This window comes from Stenotrophomonas sp. K-6 (assembly GCF_056861555.1).
The window spans coordinates 759243-774237 of record NZ_JBSPUC010000002.1 but is presented as its reverse complement, the minus strand read 5'-3'; the positions used below and the strand labels follow the sequence as shown (position 1 = coordinate 774237).

The 14995-nt window shown below is 66.4% G+C and carries 15 protein-coding genes; 6 read left to right on the top strand and 9 right to left on the bottom strand.

All coding sequences use genetic code 11. The features are described 5' to 3' along the window. Nucleotides 1–152: 152 nt before the first annotated feature. Together AC13F7_RS08905 and AC13F7_RS08900 are read right to left on the bottom strand one after the other, a co-directional pair. Entirely contained in the window at nucleotides 153–1358 is a 1206-nt protein-coding gene (locus AC13F7_RS08905) for an endonuclease/exonuclease/phosphatase family protein (protein ID WP_482999893.1), read from the bottom strand. A 37-nt stretch (nucleotides 1359–1395) separates the two neighbouring features. Then, nucleotides 1396–2151: an arginyltransferase gene (locus AC13F7_RS08900; protein WP_481470721.1), complete on the bottom strand. Its 756-nt coding sequence runs from the start codon at nucleotides 2149–2151 to the stop codon at nucleotides 1396–1398. 155 nt (nucleotides 2152–2306) lie between these two features. On the opposite strand from AC13F7_RS08900, the gene AC13F7_RS08895 reads away from it, so the two are divergent. Then, nucleotides 2307–2912, top strand: coding sequence for an EF-hand domain-containing protein (locus AC13F7_RS08895; protein WP_482999892.1), 606 nt, complete (start codon nucleotides 2307–2309; stop codon nucleotides 2910–2912). 57 nt (nucleotides 2913–2969) lie between these two features. On the opposite strand, the gene AC13F7_RS08890 is transcribed toward AC13F7_RS08895, so the two are convergent. From AC13F7_RS08890 to AC13F7_RS08875, 4 genes are all read right to left on the bottom strand, one after another. After that, nucleotides 2970–4175, bottom strand: a complete 1206-nt coding sequence (locus tag AC13F7_RS08890; RefSeq protein ID WP_481470723.1) for an RNA polymerase sigma factor — start codon at nucleotides 4173–4175, stop codon at nucleotides 2970–2972. A 130-nt stretch (nucleotides 4176–4305) separates the two neighbouring features. Continuing rightward, nucleotides 4306–4827, bottom strand: a complete 522-nt coding sequence (locus tag AC13F7_RS08885; RefSeq protein WP_481470724.1) for a putative signal transducing protein — start codon at nucleotides 4825–4827, stop codon at nucleotides 4306–4308. A gap of 1 nt (nucleotide 4828) precedes the next feature. Next, complete coding sequence (tesB, locus tag AC13F7_RS08880) at nucleotides 4829–5737, bottom strand: acyl-CoA thioesterase II (protein ID WP_088432131.1); 909 nt, start codon at nucleotides 5735–5737, stop codon at nucleotides 4829–4831. 146 nt (nucleotides 5738–5883) lie between these two features. Further along, nucleotides 5884–6663, bottom strand: coding sequence for an enoyl-CoA hydratase/isomerase family protein (locus AC13F7_RS08875; protein ID WP_482999891.1), 780 nt, complete (start codon nucleotides 6661–6663; stop codon nucleotides 5884–5886). 34 nt (nucleotides 6664–6697) lie between these two features. Here AC13F7_RS08875 and AC13F7_RS08870 point away from each other — a divergent pair, with 34 nt between their 5' ends. Then, nucleotides 6698–7141 carry a copper chaperone PCu(A)C gene (locus AC13F7_RS08870; RefSeq protein WP_483000143.1) on the top strand — a complete coding sequence of 148 codons (444 nt, stop codon included), beginning with the start codon at nucleotides 6698–6700 and terminating at the stop codon, nucleotides 7139–7141. 121 nt (nucleotides 7142–7262) lie between these two features. On the opposite strand, the gene AC13F7_RS08865 is transcribed toward AC13F7_RS08870, so the two are convergent. Together AC13F7_RS08865 and uvrA are read right to left on the bottom strand one after the other, a co-directional pair. Further along, a complete protein-coding gene (locus tag AC13F7_RS08865; protein ID WP_088432134.1) occupies nucleotides 7263–7670 on the bottom strand; it encodes an acyl-CoA thioesterase in 408 nt (135 codons plus the stop codon). Further along, the gene (gene uvrA, locus AC13F7_RS08860; RefSeq protein WP_482999890.1) at nucleotides 7667–10642 is read right to left on the bottom strand and encodes an excinuclease ABC subunit UvrA; all 2976 of its coding nucleotides are present in this window, start codon (nucleotides 10640–10642) and stop codon (nucleotides 7667–7669) included. Before uvrA ends, AC13F7_RS08865 begins: the two co-directional genes overlap by 4 nt. Nucleotides 10643–10937: 295 nt before the next feature. Between uvrA and rplU the strand changes: the two genes are divergently transcribed. The 3 genes from rplU (at nucleotide 10938) to obgE (ending at nucleotide 12778) form a co-directional block, all read left to right on the top strand. Further along, the gene (gene rplU / locus AC13F7_RS08855; RefSeq protein ID WP_019184518.1) at nucleotides 10938–11255 is read left to right on the top strand and encodes a 50S ribosomal protein L21; all 318 of its coding nucleotides are present in this window, start codon (nucleotides 10938–10940) and stop codon (nucleotides 11253–11255) included. Between the two features lie 15 nt (nucleotides 11256–11270). Beyond that, on the top strand, nucleotides 11271–11531 hold the full coding sequence (rpmA, locus tag AC13F7_RS08850) for a 50S ribosomal protein L27 (RefSeq protein ID WP_019184517.1): 261 nt from the start codon (nucleotides 11271–11273) through the stop codon (nucleotides 11529–11531). Nucleotides 11532–11725: 194 nt separating this feature from the next. Continuing rightward, on the top strand, nucleotides 11726–12778 hold the full coding sequence (obgE, locus tag AC13F7_RS08845; protein ID WP_481470608.1) for a GTPase ObgE: 1053 nt from the start codon (nucleotides 11726–11728) through the stop codon (nucleotides 12776–12778). 199 nt (nucleotides 12779–12977) lie between these two features. On the opposite strand, the gene rpsT is transcribed toward obgE, so the two are convergent. Beyond that, nucleotides 12978–13247 (bottom strand): 30S ribosomal protein S20, encoded by a 270-nt coding sequence (gene rpsT, locus AC13F7_RS08840; RefSeq protein WP_019184515.1) that lies wholly within the window; start codon nucleotides 13245–13247, stop codon nucleotides 12978–12980. A gap of 116 nt (nucleotides 13248–13363) precedes the next feature. Between rpsT and murJ the strand changes: the two genes are divergently transcribed. Next, a complete protein-coding gene (murJ, locus tag AC13F7_RS08835) occupies nucleotides 13364–14968 on the top strand; it encodes a murein biosynthesis integral membrane protein MurJ (protein WP_353086245.1) in 1605 nt (534 codons plus the stop codon). The last annotated feature ends 27 nt before the right edge of the window (nucleotides 14969–14995 follow it).

The following is a 14995-nucleotide window of genomic DNA, read 5'->3' as shown; positions in this document are numbered from 1 at the left end:
GGCTCGTAGTGCGGCATCCATGCCGCACACGGTCCTTCATCGGGCTGCCCGATCACCTCTTCGCGGAAGGTCGGGTGCGCGGTTAGGACAGCGGAGCAAACGAAAAACGGCGAGCCTTGGCTCGCCGTTTTTCGTTGAATACGGAGCAGACCTTATTTCACGTCGACCCACACCAGGTGGTGGTCGCTGCCGTCGGCAATCTTGGCTTCCGGGCTGTCATTGGACGGCCAGAACACGCCGCTGCCGATGTAGCTGAAGCCGACCGAGGGCAGGACGTAGTCCAGGCGCATGGTGCCGGATTTCGGGCCGAAGTCGCCGGTGGCGTGGAAGGGGGCGCCTTTGCGGAGGATGCCTTTCTCGGCGTAGGCCAGGCTGGTCTGCTCGGCGCCGACGCTGCGCGGGGTGGGGTAGCGCAGGACGCGGGGGTTTTCAATCAGTTCGACGATGGCGTCGTGGCGGCCGTCGCCGTCGACCGGGTCGTTGTTGAGGTCGCCGAGGATGACGAAGCGTGCGTCCTGCGCGAGGCCGCCGCACTGGCCGCGGTCATCGCACAGCCACGCGGTGTCGCGGTCCTTGAGGTAGTCCTGCCACAGGCGCAGTTCGTCGTGGTTGCGGGCGGCGTTGCGCTTTTCCGGGCCGTCGAAGACCGGCGGGGTCGGGTGCGAGACCAGGGCGTGTACGGTGCCGTTCGGGGTGGTCACCGGCACGTCCCAGTGCGATTTGGAGGACAGGCGCAGCTGCGACCAGACGTGGTCGTTGTAGAAGGATTTACCGGTGCGCGGGTCGATCGGGCGCAGGGCGCCGGGCATCGCGCTCCACTTCAGCAGCTGGAAGCTGCGGACCTTGGCTTCATCAATCGGGTAGCGCGACAGCACCAGCATGCCGTACTGGCCCGGGTGCAGGCCGTAGCCCCAGGCATCGTTGCCACGGGCGCGGCCTTTGCCGCCGATCTCGCCGTTGTTGTCCAGGTCCAGGCCGCTCTGCACGCCGGTGTTGACCGGGGCGAGGTAGCGATAGGCGTAGTGCAGCGGCTCACCGCCGCCCGGCTGGGCAGCTTCCAGGTAGCGCTGCTGGAACAGGTCGGCGGCGCGGTGGGCGTCGTCGTAATCGAACTCGTTGAGCAGGACCAGATCCGGGCGGACCTGCTGCAGGACGGCGGCAATCTTGCGCGCGTGTTCGCTGTCGCCTTCCAGCTCGGCGATCAGGCCGCCGGTCTCGTCGCTGTACAGGGAGGTGTTGTAGGTGGCGATCCGCAGCGGGGCGGAGGCGGTATCCGGCATGGCGGCGGTCTTGGCGGGGGTCTGGGCGCAGGCGCCGCAGAGCAGGGCCAGGGCAAGGATCAGGGGATGGGCTTTCATCCGCCTATTTTGCACCCGGCGCGGTGTCAGTGATGCGTCAGCGGCCGTCCAATTCGTCATCGAAGGCGTGCCAGCGGCGGCCGTCGTAGGCCTCCAGCGGGCGGAACCGGCGCTTGTAGTCCATCTTGCGGTGGTCGCGGATCCAGTAGCCCAAGTACAGGTGCGGCAGCTGTTCGCGCTGGGCCCAGGCGATCTGCTGCAGGATCGCGAAGGTGCCCAGCCCGCGATGGGCCTGCTCCGGGTCGAAGAACGTATAGACCGCCGAGAGCCCTTGCGGGGTGACATCGGTCACGGCGACCCCGAGCAGCGGGCCGCGATGGCCGTCCACTGCCGGGCCGCGGATTTCAATGAAACGGCCCTGCGACCAGCGGCCGATCAGGAACTGGTCGAACTCGTGCGGGCCGTGCTCGTCCATGCCGCCCTGGGCGTGGCGATGGGTCAGGTAGCGGTGGTACAGCGCGAACTGCTCTTCGGTCTGTTCGGCCGCGACGATACGCACTTCCAGATCCGCATTGCGGGCCAGGCAGCGGCGCTGGCTGCGGTCCGGTGCGAAGCGGGCCACGGGAATGCGCACGGCCACACAGGCGTGGCAGTCGGCACAGTGCGGGCGGTAGACCAGATCGCCGGAGCGGCGGAAGCCCCAGCCCAGCGCCATCGGGTACAGCGTGCCCAGGCGCGGATCGTTGGGATCGAGCACCAGATCGCGCGCGGCCCGTTCCGGCCAGTAGCCACAGGGGTGGTCGCCGGTCTGGAACAGTCGCAGCTCGTCGTCGCGGTCGCCGTGTATTGCCATGCCTACAGCATAGCCCCGTGCCGTCGCAGCCGCCGCGACTGTCTGCCACATGAACCTGGCCGACCGGGCTGTCAACGCCGCGGGTGCCCACGCGTTGTTACCGGTGTGGGTGCCACGCACCGCACGCCGTTCCCCCTACACATCGGAGTAACCCCATGCGCAACCGCAAACCCCTTCTGCTGCTGGCCCTGCTGCTGTCCACCGGCGCTGCCGGCCTGGCGGTCGCTGCCGATACCCCTGCCGCGGCGGACAAGCCGGCCCGTGCCAAGCTGGACACCAATGGCGATGGCTTCATCGACCGCACTGAAGCGGCGAAGGCACCGCGCCTTGCCGCGCAGTTCGACACCCTGGACAAGAACAAGGACGGCAAGCTCTCCCGCGAGGAACTGCCGCGCGGACATGGCAAGCGTCACGGCCGTGGCTCGGGTGGTCATGGCGACTGGATGGCCAAGCTGGACACCAACAAGGACGGCCGCATCAGCCGTGAGGAAGCCAAGGCCGACCCGCGCCTGGCCGCGCGCTTCGATGAGATGGACGTCAACAAGGATGGCTACCTGGACAAGGCCGACCGCGAGCTGCGCATGAAGCAGCATCGTGATGCCTGGTTCGCGGCGGCCGACACCAACAAGGACGGCCAGCTGAGCAAGGCAGAGTTCGATGCGGCCAAGGGCCCGTTCGGTGGTCCGCGTGGCGATCATCGCGATGGCAAGCACCGCGATGGCAAGCCGCCGATGCCGCCGAAGGCACCGGCCGCGAAGTAAGCGGTACGAAGGTGTTGCACGAGAAAAGCGCCGGTCATCGACCGGCGCTTTTCTTCGTCAGATGCGGCCGTTCTTGTACATCGCCCAGACGATGGTGCCGATTACCACAAGATTCATCACCCACACCGCTTTGCGGCCGTAAAGCGACTCGTATTTCCAGTTCGGACCGGTGCGCCCGTGACGGGCCGCGTCGCGCGCGATCATCGGTGCCATGATCCGCTGCAGCGGACCCAGGCACTGGTAGTTGACCAGTGCCAGTCCGATGACGAGGGCCACCACCGGGGAGTACCCCCCCGGCTGAAGGTAGGTCAGGGCGAACACAGACATGCAGACCAGCATCGCAGTGAAGGTGCTGTAGTGCACGAACCTGCGGATGGCCGCGCGTTCGCTTTCGTTCTCGGCATACGAGAGCAGATAACGCCCACCGAGGTAGCTCCCCAGCACGCCGCCGACCATGCCGCCGATGATCGCGCCCCACGCCAGATCCGGTGGAAATACCTGTGTCTGGCTGGCCGCGGCCGTCAACGACCCCATCGCGGCACCGCCGGAGACACTGGCTCCGCCCAGGCCGAGCTTGCCCGTGCCCAGCCCGGTACCCAGCAGGATCGCGGCACTGGCCGTACCGGGGGCGGCGACGAGCACCATCGAGACCACTGTCGTGGCGAAGGCGGCACTCGGCGCGCTGCTGCGGGCGAAGTCGCTGAAACGACGCAGCATTTCCTCGCGGACGGTGGCGCGCGCACGCGACAGGCGCTTGCGCACGGCGGCATCACTGAGGCCCAGCAGATCGGCAACCTGTTGCGAGCTCTGGCCCTCGCGGTAGTAGAGCAGCAGGGTTTCGCGGCTGTCCTCCGGCAGTGCCGAGATGATGTCTTCAGCAGCCAGTTCCTCCTCCACCCGCTGCAGATGATCGGGCGCACTCGGGCTGGGATCGGCGGCCATGTTGATCGCGATTTCCGCCGCTTCACCGGAGAGCGGTCGGCCGCGGTTGGCGCGCAGCCAGTCACGGGCGAGGTTGCGGGTGATCTGGCGTAGCCACGGCAGGAAGCTGGCGTGGTTGTGCAGCTGGTTGAGCTGCTGCCAGGCCTTGATGAAGGCTTCCTGCGCGATGTCCTCGCTGGCATGCACATCGCGGGTGATCGCCAGCGCGATCGCGGTGACCGTGTTCTGGCAGGCCAGCACGATGCGCCCGTAGGACTGCTGGCAGCCGCCTGCGGCAGCGGGCAGCTCGCGTTCGAGCGTAGTGGTCAGCGGATGCGTCATGGCACGTTCCCCGGCGGTGATCCGAGTATGACGATGGCTGAACCGGAATGTGACCGGGTAGTGCCGGCCGCTGGCCGGCGCCTCGTACGGTTGGCATCCTGCGGAGCCGGCCCGCGGCCGGCACTACCCGTTACTCGGTGGGCTGGATCCGGACCCGCACTTCCTCTTCTTCCGGCGGGGTGGCTGCCGGTGCGTTCGGTGACGCCGTCGGCTGCACGGCCGGTGCCGGAGCCGATGCCGGCGCGGGCGCCACGACCGGGGCGCTGCGGTGGCGCATGACCACCACCATCGCCACGGCGGCGATCACCAGCAGCAGGCCGATGCGGATGCGCCAGGCCCAGTTGCGCGGCGCGTCGTTCTGGGCGACCTCATCGCGGAACGCGAACTGCGCGGTCGGGTGATCGCGCCGCGTGGTTTCCAGCAGGCGTGCATCGCGCAGGATCTCGCGGGCGCGCGGCTGGTCGTCGGCGTGCACCACCCACAGGGTCGGGTGGGTGGTGGCCTTTTCCTTGTCCAGATAGCTGAACTGGCTGCCGCGCTTGCTGTGGTACGAGCGCCCGTTGGTGATACGCACTTCGATGCCGGCGTCGCGCAGCAGCTGGGCCACGCCTTCCACGGTCTCGACGCGCTGGCTGTTGAAAATCTGTCTCATGTCAGTCCTTGGCCGGCACGGCGGCGGCCGCAGCACTGTCATCGACCACGCGGATCAGGCCTTCCTGCGCGGTGCTGGCGACCAGAATACCGTTGCGGGTGAAGAACTGGCCGCGGGCCAGGCCGCGCGAATCCTGCGCGCTGGGGCTGTCCAGCGAATACAGCAGCCAGTCGTCGGCGCGGAACGGACGGTGGAACCAGATCGCATGGTCCAGCGAAGCCATCTGCACATGCGGCTGGTAGTAGCTGATGCCGTGCGGGAAGGTCGCGGTGCCGAGCAGGTGGAAATCCGAGGCGTAGGCGAGCAGCGCCTGATGCAGCTCGGGTGCATCGCCGACGGTCTCGTTCAGGCGCAACCAGACCTGGTGGTACGGCGGGCGTTTGGGCGGGTTGAGTTCGTCACGCGGGTACACATGGCGGAACTCGAACGGACCGCCCCGCGAGAGCCAGCGCTGTACCTTGATCGGCAGGCGATCCAGCACGGCCTGCGGCAGCGGCTGGTTCGGTTCGATGTCTTCGGGCTGCGGCACTTCCGGCATCTTGTGCTGGTGCTCGGCGCCCGTCTCGGCCTGCTGGAACGACGCGGCGCAGAAGAAGATCACTTTGCCGTGCTGGATCGCGGTGACCCGGCGCACGGAGAAGCTGCCGCCATCGCGGGTGCGATCCACGTCATAGACGATGGGATGGTCGATGTTGCCGGCGCGCAGGAAGTAGGCATGCAAGGAATGCACGTGACGGCCGTTCTCGACCGTCTTCTGGGCGGCCGACAGCGCCTGGCCCAGCACCTGGCCACCGAAGACGTACTTGGTGCCGATATCGCGGCTCTGGCCGCGGAACAGATTGTCTTCCAGGCGTTCGAGCGAGAGCAGGTCGATCAGCTCGGAAACGACGGGTTCGTGCGTGGCGGACAAAGGCGGCAACCTGGGTTGGACTGGCGCCGATTATACGGGGTCCGGTACTGCCGGACGCTGGCCGGCTCCGCGTCGTGTCCAGGCGCAGCGGGAGCCGGCCAGCGGCCGGCACTACCGGTGTGCGCGGGCGCTTCAGCTGTGGTGGGTCATCCCTTGCCCAGCCTGGCCACTAAGCCCTGCAGCGCCTGCTGGGCGTCCGGGGCGTACCAGGCCTCGATGAAGCGATCCAGCTGGATCAGGTCGGCGTGCAGGGCCTCGTGGAGATCGGCACGGGCGATGGCGCGGGTCAGCAGCATCGGCTGGCGCGGCAGCGTGAGCAGGTTCTGCAGCCAGGCCACGGCGCGGGCGACCACCAGATTGGCGTCGACCACTTCGTCGACCAGCCCGATCTGCAGTGCACGCTCGGCCGGCACCATCTCGCCACCGACCAGCAGGGTGGTGGCCCGATGATGGCCGACCACGCGGCGCATCAGGCGCTGGATGCCTTCCGGTGCGACCAACCCGACCTGCACTTCGTTCAGTCCGATCACCGTGGGATGGGCGGCATCGGGGCTGCGCGCGATGATCCGGTAGTCGCAACACAAGGCGAGCACGCAGCCGCCGGCCGGGGCGTGCCCGGTCATGGCGGCAACCACCGGGACGCGGCATTCGGCCAGCGTGCGCACGGCGCCGAAGAAGGCCTGCCAGCTGTCCAGCAGCTTGTGTTTGTCATCGCCGTGGCCGAGCAGGTGCGGCACGTCCATGCCGGCACTGAAGATGCGCTCGCTGCCGGACAGCACGATGCCGTGCACGTCATCGGACATGGCCTGGTTGATCGCGTGGATCAGGTGCCGGCACAGCTCGGTGTCCAACGCATTGACCGGTGGCCTGGCCAGCCGCAGTTCGCGGATGGGACCATGGTTGATCACCTCGATGAGCGTCGTCATGCTGCAGTCTCGTTGCGGACAGGGAACGAAGCCGATGATAACCAAACCATTCGTGTGCGTATTGTTGGGGCTGTGTGCGTTCGCAACATCGGCCGTGACGGCAGAGCCGGCCTGTGTGTCACTGCGCGAGGGGTGGGTACGCATGCCGCCGGGCGCGATGCCGATGGCGGCCGGCTATGGCCAGATCCGCAATGACTGCGGCAAGGCGGTGGTGGTGGTTGCCGCCGGCAGCAAGGCGTTCGGTGATGTGTCGCTGCACGAAACCACGTTGGTTGATGGTGTGAGCCGCATGCGCGCGGTGGAGCGCTTGCCGATCGCGGCGGGCACGACGGTCACGCTCAAACCGGGTGGACTGCATCTGATGCTGATGCAGCCGGAGGTGGCGCTCAAGGAAGGCGCGCAGCTGCCGTTGCGGCTGAGCCTGGAAGATGGGCGCAAGGTGGATGGAACGTTGCAGGTGCGCAGCGCGGTACCGTAAGGCCTCATGGGGCATGGAACGGTAGTGCCGGCGACTGGCCGGCACCCACGCGGATCATCAGGATCACGAAGCTGCCGGCCAGCGGCCGGCACTACCTCTCGGTTCGATGTTGCAAACCCTGTCAGCTCGACGCGGTGCGGATCGCCTCGGGCAATGGCGCGCTCTTGCCGGTCTGCGTGTCCATCCAGACCACCACCACGTTGCCGTCCGAATACAGCGTGCTGTCGTTCTTCTCGTCCACGATGCGGTGGCCGATGGTCACGCTGCTGTTGCCGAGTCGCTCGACGAACAGTTCCACCACGATGTCGTTGGGCCACACGATCGGCAGGCGATAGTTGACGTTGGTCGCCGCCACCACCGGTGCGATCCGGTCGGTCATCGAAACGCCCTCCACCCCCAGCATCCAGCGCACGCGCGCTTCTTCCAGGTAGGAGATGTACTTGGCGTTGTTCACGTGGCCCATGCTGTCCATGTCGCGCCAGCGGACGCTGATCGGCACGCGGGCGAGGATCTTGTGCTCGTTGCTCATGCGGTCTTCTTCTTGGTCTTGCTGGGGGATTTGGTCGCGGCGGTCTTGCGCACGGCCTTCTTCGGTTCCGGCTTGGCCTTGCGCGGCGGGCGGGCGTCGGGCTTGTTGGCCACGGCCGCCGGCTGTTCCGGGCGCGCGCTGGTGGAGGGCAGCATCTTGGCCAGGAACTGGCCGGTGTACGAGGTCGGGCAGGCCGCCACGTCTTCCGGCGTGCCCGTGACCAGGATGGTGCCACCGCGATGGCCGCCTTCCGGACCCAGATCGACGATCCAGTCGGCGGTCTTGATCACGTCCAGGTTGTGCTCGATCACCACCACCGTGTTGCCTTCGTCGCGCAGCTTGTGCAGCACGCCGAGCAGCGCTTCGATGTCGTGGAAGTGCAGGCCGGTGGTCGGCTCATCCAGGATGTACAGGGTGCGCCCGGTATCGCGGCGCGACAGTTCCTTGGACAGCTTCACACGCTGCGCTTCACCGCCGGACAGCGTGGTCGCGCTCTGGCCCAGCTTGATGTAGCTCAGGCCCACATCGACCAGCGTTTCCAGCTTGCGCGCGATGCTCGGCACCGGTTCGAAGAGCTTCAGCGCATCTTCGACGGTCATCTGCAGCACGTCGTTGATGTTGTAGCCCTTGTAGAGGATCTCCAGCGTTTCGCGGTTGTAGCGCTTGCCGTGGCAGACATCGCAGGGTACGTACACGTCCGGCAGGAAGTGCATTTCCACCTTGATCAGGCCATCGCCCTGGCATGCTTCGCAGCGGCCGCCGCGCACGTTGAAGCTGAAGCGGCCCGGCGAATAACCGCGCGCACGCGCTTCGGGGACCTGCGCGTACAGCTCGCGCAGCGGGGTGAACAGACCGGTGTAGGTGGCCGGGTTCGAGCGCGGGGTGCGGCCGATCGGCGACTGGTCGATGTCCACCACCTTGTCGAACAGATCCAGCCCGTCCACTTCCTTGTACGGGGCGATCGGGTGCGAGGAGCCGTTGATCTCGTTGGCAGCCAGCGAGAACAGGGTGTCGTTGATCAGGGTCGACTTGCCCGAGCCGGACACGCCGGTGATGCAGGTCAGCAGGCCCGACGGAATGTCCAGGTCCACGCCCTTGAGGTTGTTGCCGCTGGCACCGCGCAGGTGCAGGGTCATCTTCGGGTTCGGCGTATGCCGGCGCGCCGGGATCTCGATCGCCCGCTTGCCCGACAGGTACTGCCCGGTCAGCGAACGCGGTGCATCCAGGATGTCCTGCAGCGTGCCCTGGCCGACGATCTCGCCACCGTGCACGCCCGCGCCCGGACCGATGTCCAGCACGTAGTCGGCCAGGCGGATCGCGTCTTCGTCATGCTCGACCACGATCACCGTGTTGCCAAGGTCGCGCAGGCGGGTCAGGGTGCCGAGCAGGCGCTCGTTGTCGCGCTGGTGCAGGCCGATCGAGGGCTCATCGAGCACGTACATCACCCCGACCAGGCCGGCGCCGATCTGCGAGGCCAGCCGGATGCGCTGGGCTTCGCCACCGGACAGGGTGTCGGCCTTGCGCTCCAGGGTCAGGTAATCCAGGCCGACATCGACCAGGAAGCCGAGCCGTTCGCCGATCTCCTTGACGATCTTGCCGGCGATCTCGCCGCGCCAGCCGGGCAGGGCCATGCCGCTGAAGAACTTCAGCGCTTCATCGATCGGCAGCACCACCAGTTCCGGCAGCGCACGGTCGGCTACGAACACGTTGCGCGCGGCGCGGTTGAGCCGCTGGCCGTTGCACTCGGGGCAGTTGCGTTCGCTGATGTACTTGGCCAGCTCTTCGCGCACCGCCGCCGATTCGGTTTCCTTGTAGCGGCGTTCGAGGTTGGGAATGATGCCCTCGAAGCGATGCTTGCGCTGGGTGCGGCCGCCGGCTTCGGTGAAGTAGGTGAAGGTGATCGTTTCTTCGCCACTGCCGAACAGCACCGCCTGGCGCACGTCCTCGGGCAGGCTCTGCCAGGGCGCGTCGGTGTCGAACTTGTAGTGCTTGGCCAGCGAGGCGATCAGCTGGAAGTAATACGCATTGCGGCGGTCCCAGCCGCGCACGGCACCGGCCGAGAGCGACAGCTCCGGGTGCACCACCACGCGCGAGGGATCGAAGAATTCGGCCATGCCCAGGCCATCGCAGCCCGGGCAGGCGCCGACCGGCGAGTTGAACGAGAACAGGCGCGGTTCCAGCTCGGGCAGCGAGTAATCGCAGACCGGGCAGCTGTACTTGGACGAGAACAGATGCGCGGGGGCGTCCTCCACGTCCAGCGACTGCACCGAGACCATGCCTTCGCCCAGCTTCAGCGCGGTTTCAAAGCTCTCGGCCAGGCGCTGCTTGATGTCCTCGCGCGGGCGGAAGCGGTCGATCACCGCCTCGATGGTGTGCTTCTGGCGCAGCGCCAGCGGCGGCACCGCGTCGATTTCATGCAGCTGGCCGTCCACGCGCACGCGCACATACCCCTGCGCGCGCAGCTGGTCGAAGACCTGGGCGTGTTCACCCTTGCGCTCGCGGATCACCGGCGCCAGCAGCATGTAGCGCTGCTCGGCGTCCAGGGTCAGCACGTGGTCGACCATCTGGCTGACGGTCTGCGCTTCCAGCGGGTAGCCGTGGTCCGGGCAGCGCGGGCTGCCGACGCGGGCGTACAGCAGGCGCAGGTAGTCGTAGATCTCGGTGATCGTGCCGACGGTCGAGCGCGGGTTGTGCGAGGTCGACTTCTGCTCGATCGAGATCGCCGGGGACAGGCCCTCGATGTGGTCCAGGTCCGGCTTTTCCATCACGCTGAGGAACTGGCGGGCATAGGCCGACAGCGACTCCACGTAACGGCGCTGGCCTTCAGCGTAGATGGTGTCGAACGCCAACGAGGACTTGCCCGAGCCGGACAGGCCGGTGATGACAATGAGCTTGTCGCGGGGGAGGTCGAGATCGATGTTCTTGAGATTGTGCGTCCGCGCGCCGCGGATGCGGATGAAATCCATCGCCATGGGGGATCCGTTGTGGGGCTTCGGCTCAGGGAGCCGGCAAGCGGGTGGGGCAATCGGAAACGGCAATCGGTCAGCCTACCGAGCTTGGGATTTGGGGGCAATCGCGGACTTTGCCACCCCCATGTCTCATTCCCTGAGACCCCGCCAGCCGGTTACCTGAACCGTATTCAGCCAAATCCGGGTCCGAGCAGGGGGTGGGTTGACCCGAAGTGGTTGAAGTCATTAAAATTCCGCTTCTGTCCGCCCTCGATGGCGGCAGTCCATAGACCACAATAACTACAGAGGAAGTCTGGTCATGTACGCAGTACTGGTAACCGGCGGTAAGCAATACCGCGTGGCGCAGGGCGAAACGCTCCGCGTTGAAAAGCTCGAAGTCGAAGTCGGCAACGAGATCAAGTTCGACAACATCCTGATGCTGGGCGACAGCGATGGCATCAAGCTGGGCGACGCGCTGAGCGGCGCTTCGGTCACTGCCAAGGTCGTGTCCCAGGGTCGTGCCGACAAGGTCCGGATCATCAAGTTCCGTCGCCGTAAGCACCACATGAAGCGTCAGGGTCACCGTCAGTACTACACCGAAATCGAGATCACCGGCATTGCCGGTGGCAGCAAGTAATAAGGAGAAGCAGTCATGGCACATAAGAAGGGCGTAGGCTCATCGCGCAACGGTCGCGACTCCAACCCGAAGTACCTCGGCGTCAAGATCTTCGGTGGCCAGGCCATCGATGCCGGCAACATCATCGTGCGTCAGCGCGGCACCCAGTTCCATCCGGGTACCGGCGTTGGCCTCGGCCGTGACCACACCCTGTTCGCGCTCGTCGACGGCAAGGTGGAGTTCTCGGTCAAGGGCCCGAAGAAGCGTCGTACCGTCAGCGTCGTCGCCGAAGCCTGATCTTCAGCGGTACGCAGGCGCCCACGCCACGGCGTGGGGTCGCTGACGAAAGCCCCGCTTCGGCGGGGTTTTTCGTTGGTATCAACTATCGGGCGGGACATTTCCCGCCGCCGGCCCTGGATCGTACCGGGGCCGTTAGACTCTGCGGTGGGGTGCACCTCGCGCCCGCCGCCTCCAGATTGGCATCCAGAATCATGAAACTTGTAGACGAAGCAGAAATCCAGGTGATCGCCGGCAATGGCGGCAACGGCTGCATCGGTTTCCGTCGCGAGAAGTTCATTCCGCTGGGCGGGCCGGACGGTGGCGACGGCGGTAATGGCGGCAGCGTGTGGATCCGCGCCGACGAGAACCTCAACACCCTGGTCGATTTCCGCCATGACCGCATCTTCAAGGCGCAGCGTGGCGAGAACGGCATGGGCCGCCAGGCCTATGGCAAGGGCGGCGAAGACCTGGTCATCACCGTGCCGATCGGCACCGTGATCATGAACGTCAGCACCGATGAAGTGATCGGCGATCTGACCAGCCATGGCGACCGCCTGCTGGTGGCCAAGGGCGGCCGCGGCGGCCTGGGCAACATGCATTTCAAGAGCTCCACCAACCGCTCGCCGCGCCAGGCGCTGCCGGGTGAAGAGGGTGAAGAGCGCCTGCTCAAGCTGGAACTGAAACTGCTGGCCGACGTGGGCCTGCTGGGCTTCCCGAATGCGGGCAAGAGCACCCTGATCCGCGCCGTGTCCGCGGCGACCCCGAAGGTCGCCGATTACCCGTTCACCACGCTGTACCCCAATCTGGGCGTCGTGCGCGTGGAGAACTACCGCAGCTTCGTGATCGCCGACATTCCCGGCCTGATCGAAGGTGCGGCCGATGGCGCTGGCCTGGGCGCGCAGTTCCTGCGCCACCTGCAGCGTACCCGCCTGCTGCTGCACCTCGTGGATATCTCCCCGATGGAAGGCGGCGTGGAGGGTGTCTCGCCGATCGAGCAGGTCCGTGCGATCGAGCGCGAGCTGGAAAAGCACGACCCGGAGCTGCTGGACAAGCCGCGCTGGCTGGTGCTGAACAAGGCCGACCTGATGTTCGAGGACGAGGCCAAGGCCGCCGCCGAGAAGATCGTCGCCGAACTGGGCTGGACCCAACCGTGGTACCTGGTCTCGGCGCTGGGCCGCGAAGGCACCTGGCCGATCATGAACAACATCATGGCCTTCTTCGACCGCCAGAAGGAAGACGAGGCGCAAGCGCGCGATGCGTACTGAGCGCACCCGCGCGCCCCTGAGAAACCCGGCTCCGGCCGGGTTTTTCTGTGGTGCCAGCCACGCATGGCGTGCCCCTGCCGTCGATCGCGATGGGCACTCGAGATCGCAGGCAACAAAAAACCCGGCCGGGGCCGGGCTTTTTTCTGCGGCTGGGTCGAAGCCACGCAGCGCGTGGCTCTACGACACCCGCAGCGCCGTATCAGGCGGCCTTGATGGCCTTGATGCGCGCGGTCAGGCGGCTCTTATGGCGAGCAGCCTTGTTCTTGTGGATCAGACCACGCGAGCTGAAACGGTCGAGGATCGGCTGGGCAACAGCAAAGGCTGCCTCGGCGCCGGCGGCGTCGTTGGCATCCAGAGCCTTGATCACCTTCTTGACAGCGGTGCGCAGCATCGAACGCTGAGCCGTATTGCGCGCGTTGCGCACGACGGTCTGCTTGGCGCGCTTCTTGGCGGACTTGATATTGGCCACAGTGGTGGTTTCCTGAAAAATCGGTGTAATGGGAACAGCAAGCTGGAAAGTATGATGGCTCGAAAAATGTACGTCAAGTCAATTGTCAAGAGGGAACACGGGTGAGTTCACCAAGGATGTTGCGGGGCCTGCTGTCTTTCAGCAGCATGACCATGATTTCGCGGGTGCTCGGGCTGGTTCGCGACCTGGTCATCACCACCACGTTCGGCACCAATGCGGTGACCGACGCCTTCTGGGTCGCCTTCCGGGTGCCCAATTTCCTGCGCCGGCTGTTCGCCGAGGGCTCGTTCGCCACCGCGTTCGTGCCGGTGTTCACGGAGGTGAAGGAAACCCGTTCTCACGCCGAACTGCGCGAGCTGATGTCGCGGGTGGCCGGCACGCTGGGTGGGGTGCTGCTGCTGGTGACCGCGCTGGCGCTGATCTTCGCGCCGCAGCTGGCGACCCTGTTCTCCAGCGGGGTGGATACCGACCCGGCCAAGCACGGCCTGCTGGTGGACCTGTTCCGGCTGACCTTCCCGTTCCTGCTATTCGTCTCGCTGACCGCCCTGGCGGGCGGGGCGCTCAACAGTTTCCAGAAATTCGCGATGCCCGCGCTGACCCCGGTCATCCTCAACCTGTGCATGATCGCCGGTGCGCTGTGGCTGGCCCCGCGGCTGGGCGGCACCCCGGAGAAGCAGATCCTGGCCCTGGGCTGGGCGGTGCTGGCGGCCGGCCTGCTGCAGCTGTTGTTCCAGCTGCCCTCGCTGAAGGGCATCAACCTGCTGACCCTGCCGCGCTGGGGCTGGCGGCATCCGGGGGTGCGCAAGGTACTGACCCTGATGGTGCCGACGCTGTTCGGCTCCTCGATCGCGCAGATCAACCTGCTGCTGGATACGGTGATCGCCGCCAAGCTGACCGACGGCTCGCAGTCCTGGCTGTCGTTGGCCGACCGCTTCCTGGAACTGCCGCTGGGCGTGTTCGGCGTGGCGCTGGGCACGGTGATCCTGCCGGCGCTGGCCCGCCACCACGTCAGTACCGACAAGGCCGGCTTCTCCAGTGCGCTGGACTGGGGCCTGCGCACGACGCTGTTGATCGCCATTCCCGCCATGCTGGGCCTGTTGCTGCTGGCCGAACCGCTGATCGCCACCGTGTTCCAGTACGGCCGCTTTACCGCGTTCGATACCCGGATGACCGCGCTGTCGGTGTATGGCTTGAGCTTCGCCCTGCCAGCGTTCGCGCTGCTCAAGGTGGTGCTGCCGGCATTCTACGCACGCCAGGACACCCGCACCCCGGTCCGCGCCGGCGTGGCCGCGCTGGTGGCCAACATGGTGTTCAACTTCATCCTGCTGGCCGTGCTGTACCACGTCATGGTGCCGGAGGCGCTCAAGGCGCAGGGCGTGTGGGTCGCGCTGGGCAAGCAACCGGGCCTGCATCTGGCGCTGGGTATCGCCAGCGCGCTGTCCAGTTATCTGAACCTGGGCCTGCTCTGGTATTGGCTGGGCAAGACCGATGTCTATCAGCCCAAGGCGGGCTGGGGCGGTTATGTCACCAAGCTGGGGCTGGCCTGCCTGGCGATGGTGGCGGTGCTGCTGGGCCTGCGCTACGGGATGGCGGACTTCACCGGCATGGACAAATGGCACCGGATCGGCAACCTCGCGCTGCTGGTCGGCGGCGGTGGCCTGACCTATCTGGTGGCCCTGGTCGCCATGGGCTTCCGACCGCGCCACCTGCGGGAGCATTGATCCGGGGGCAGCCCGGCTATACTTCAT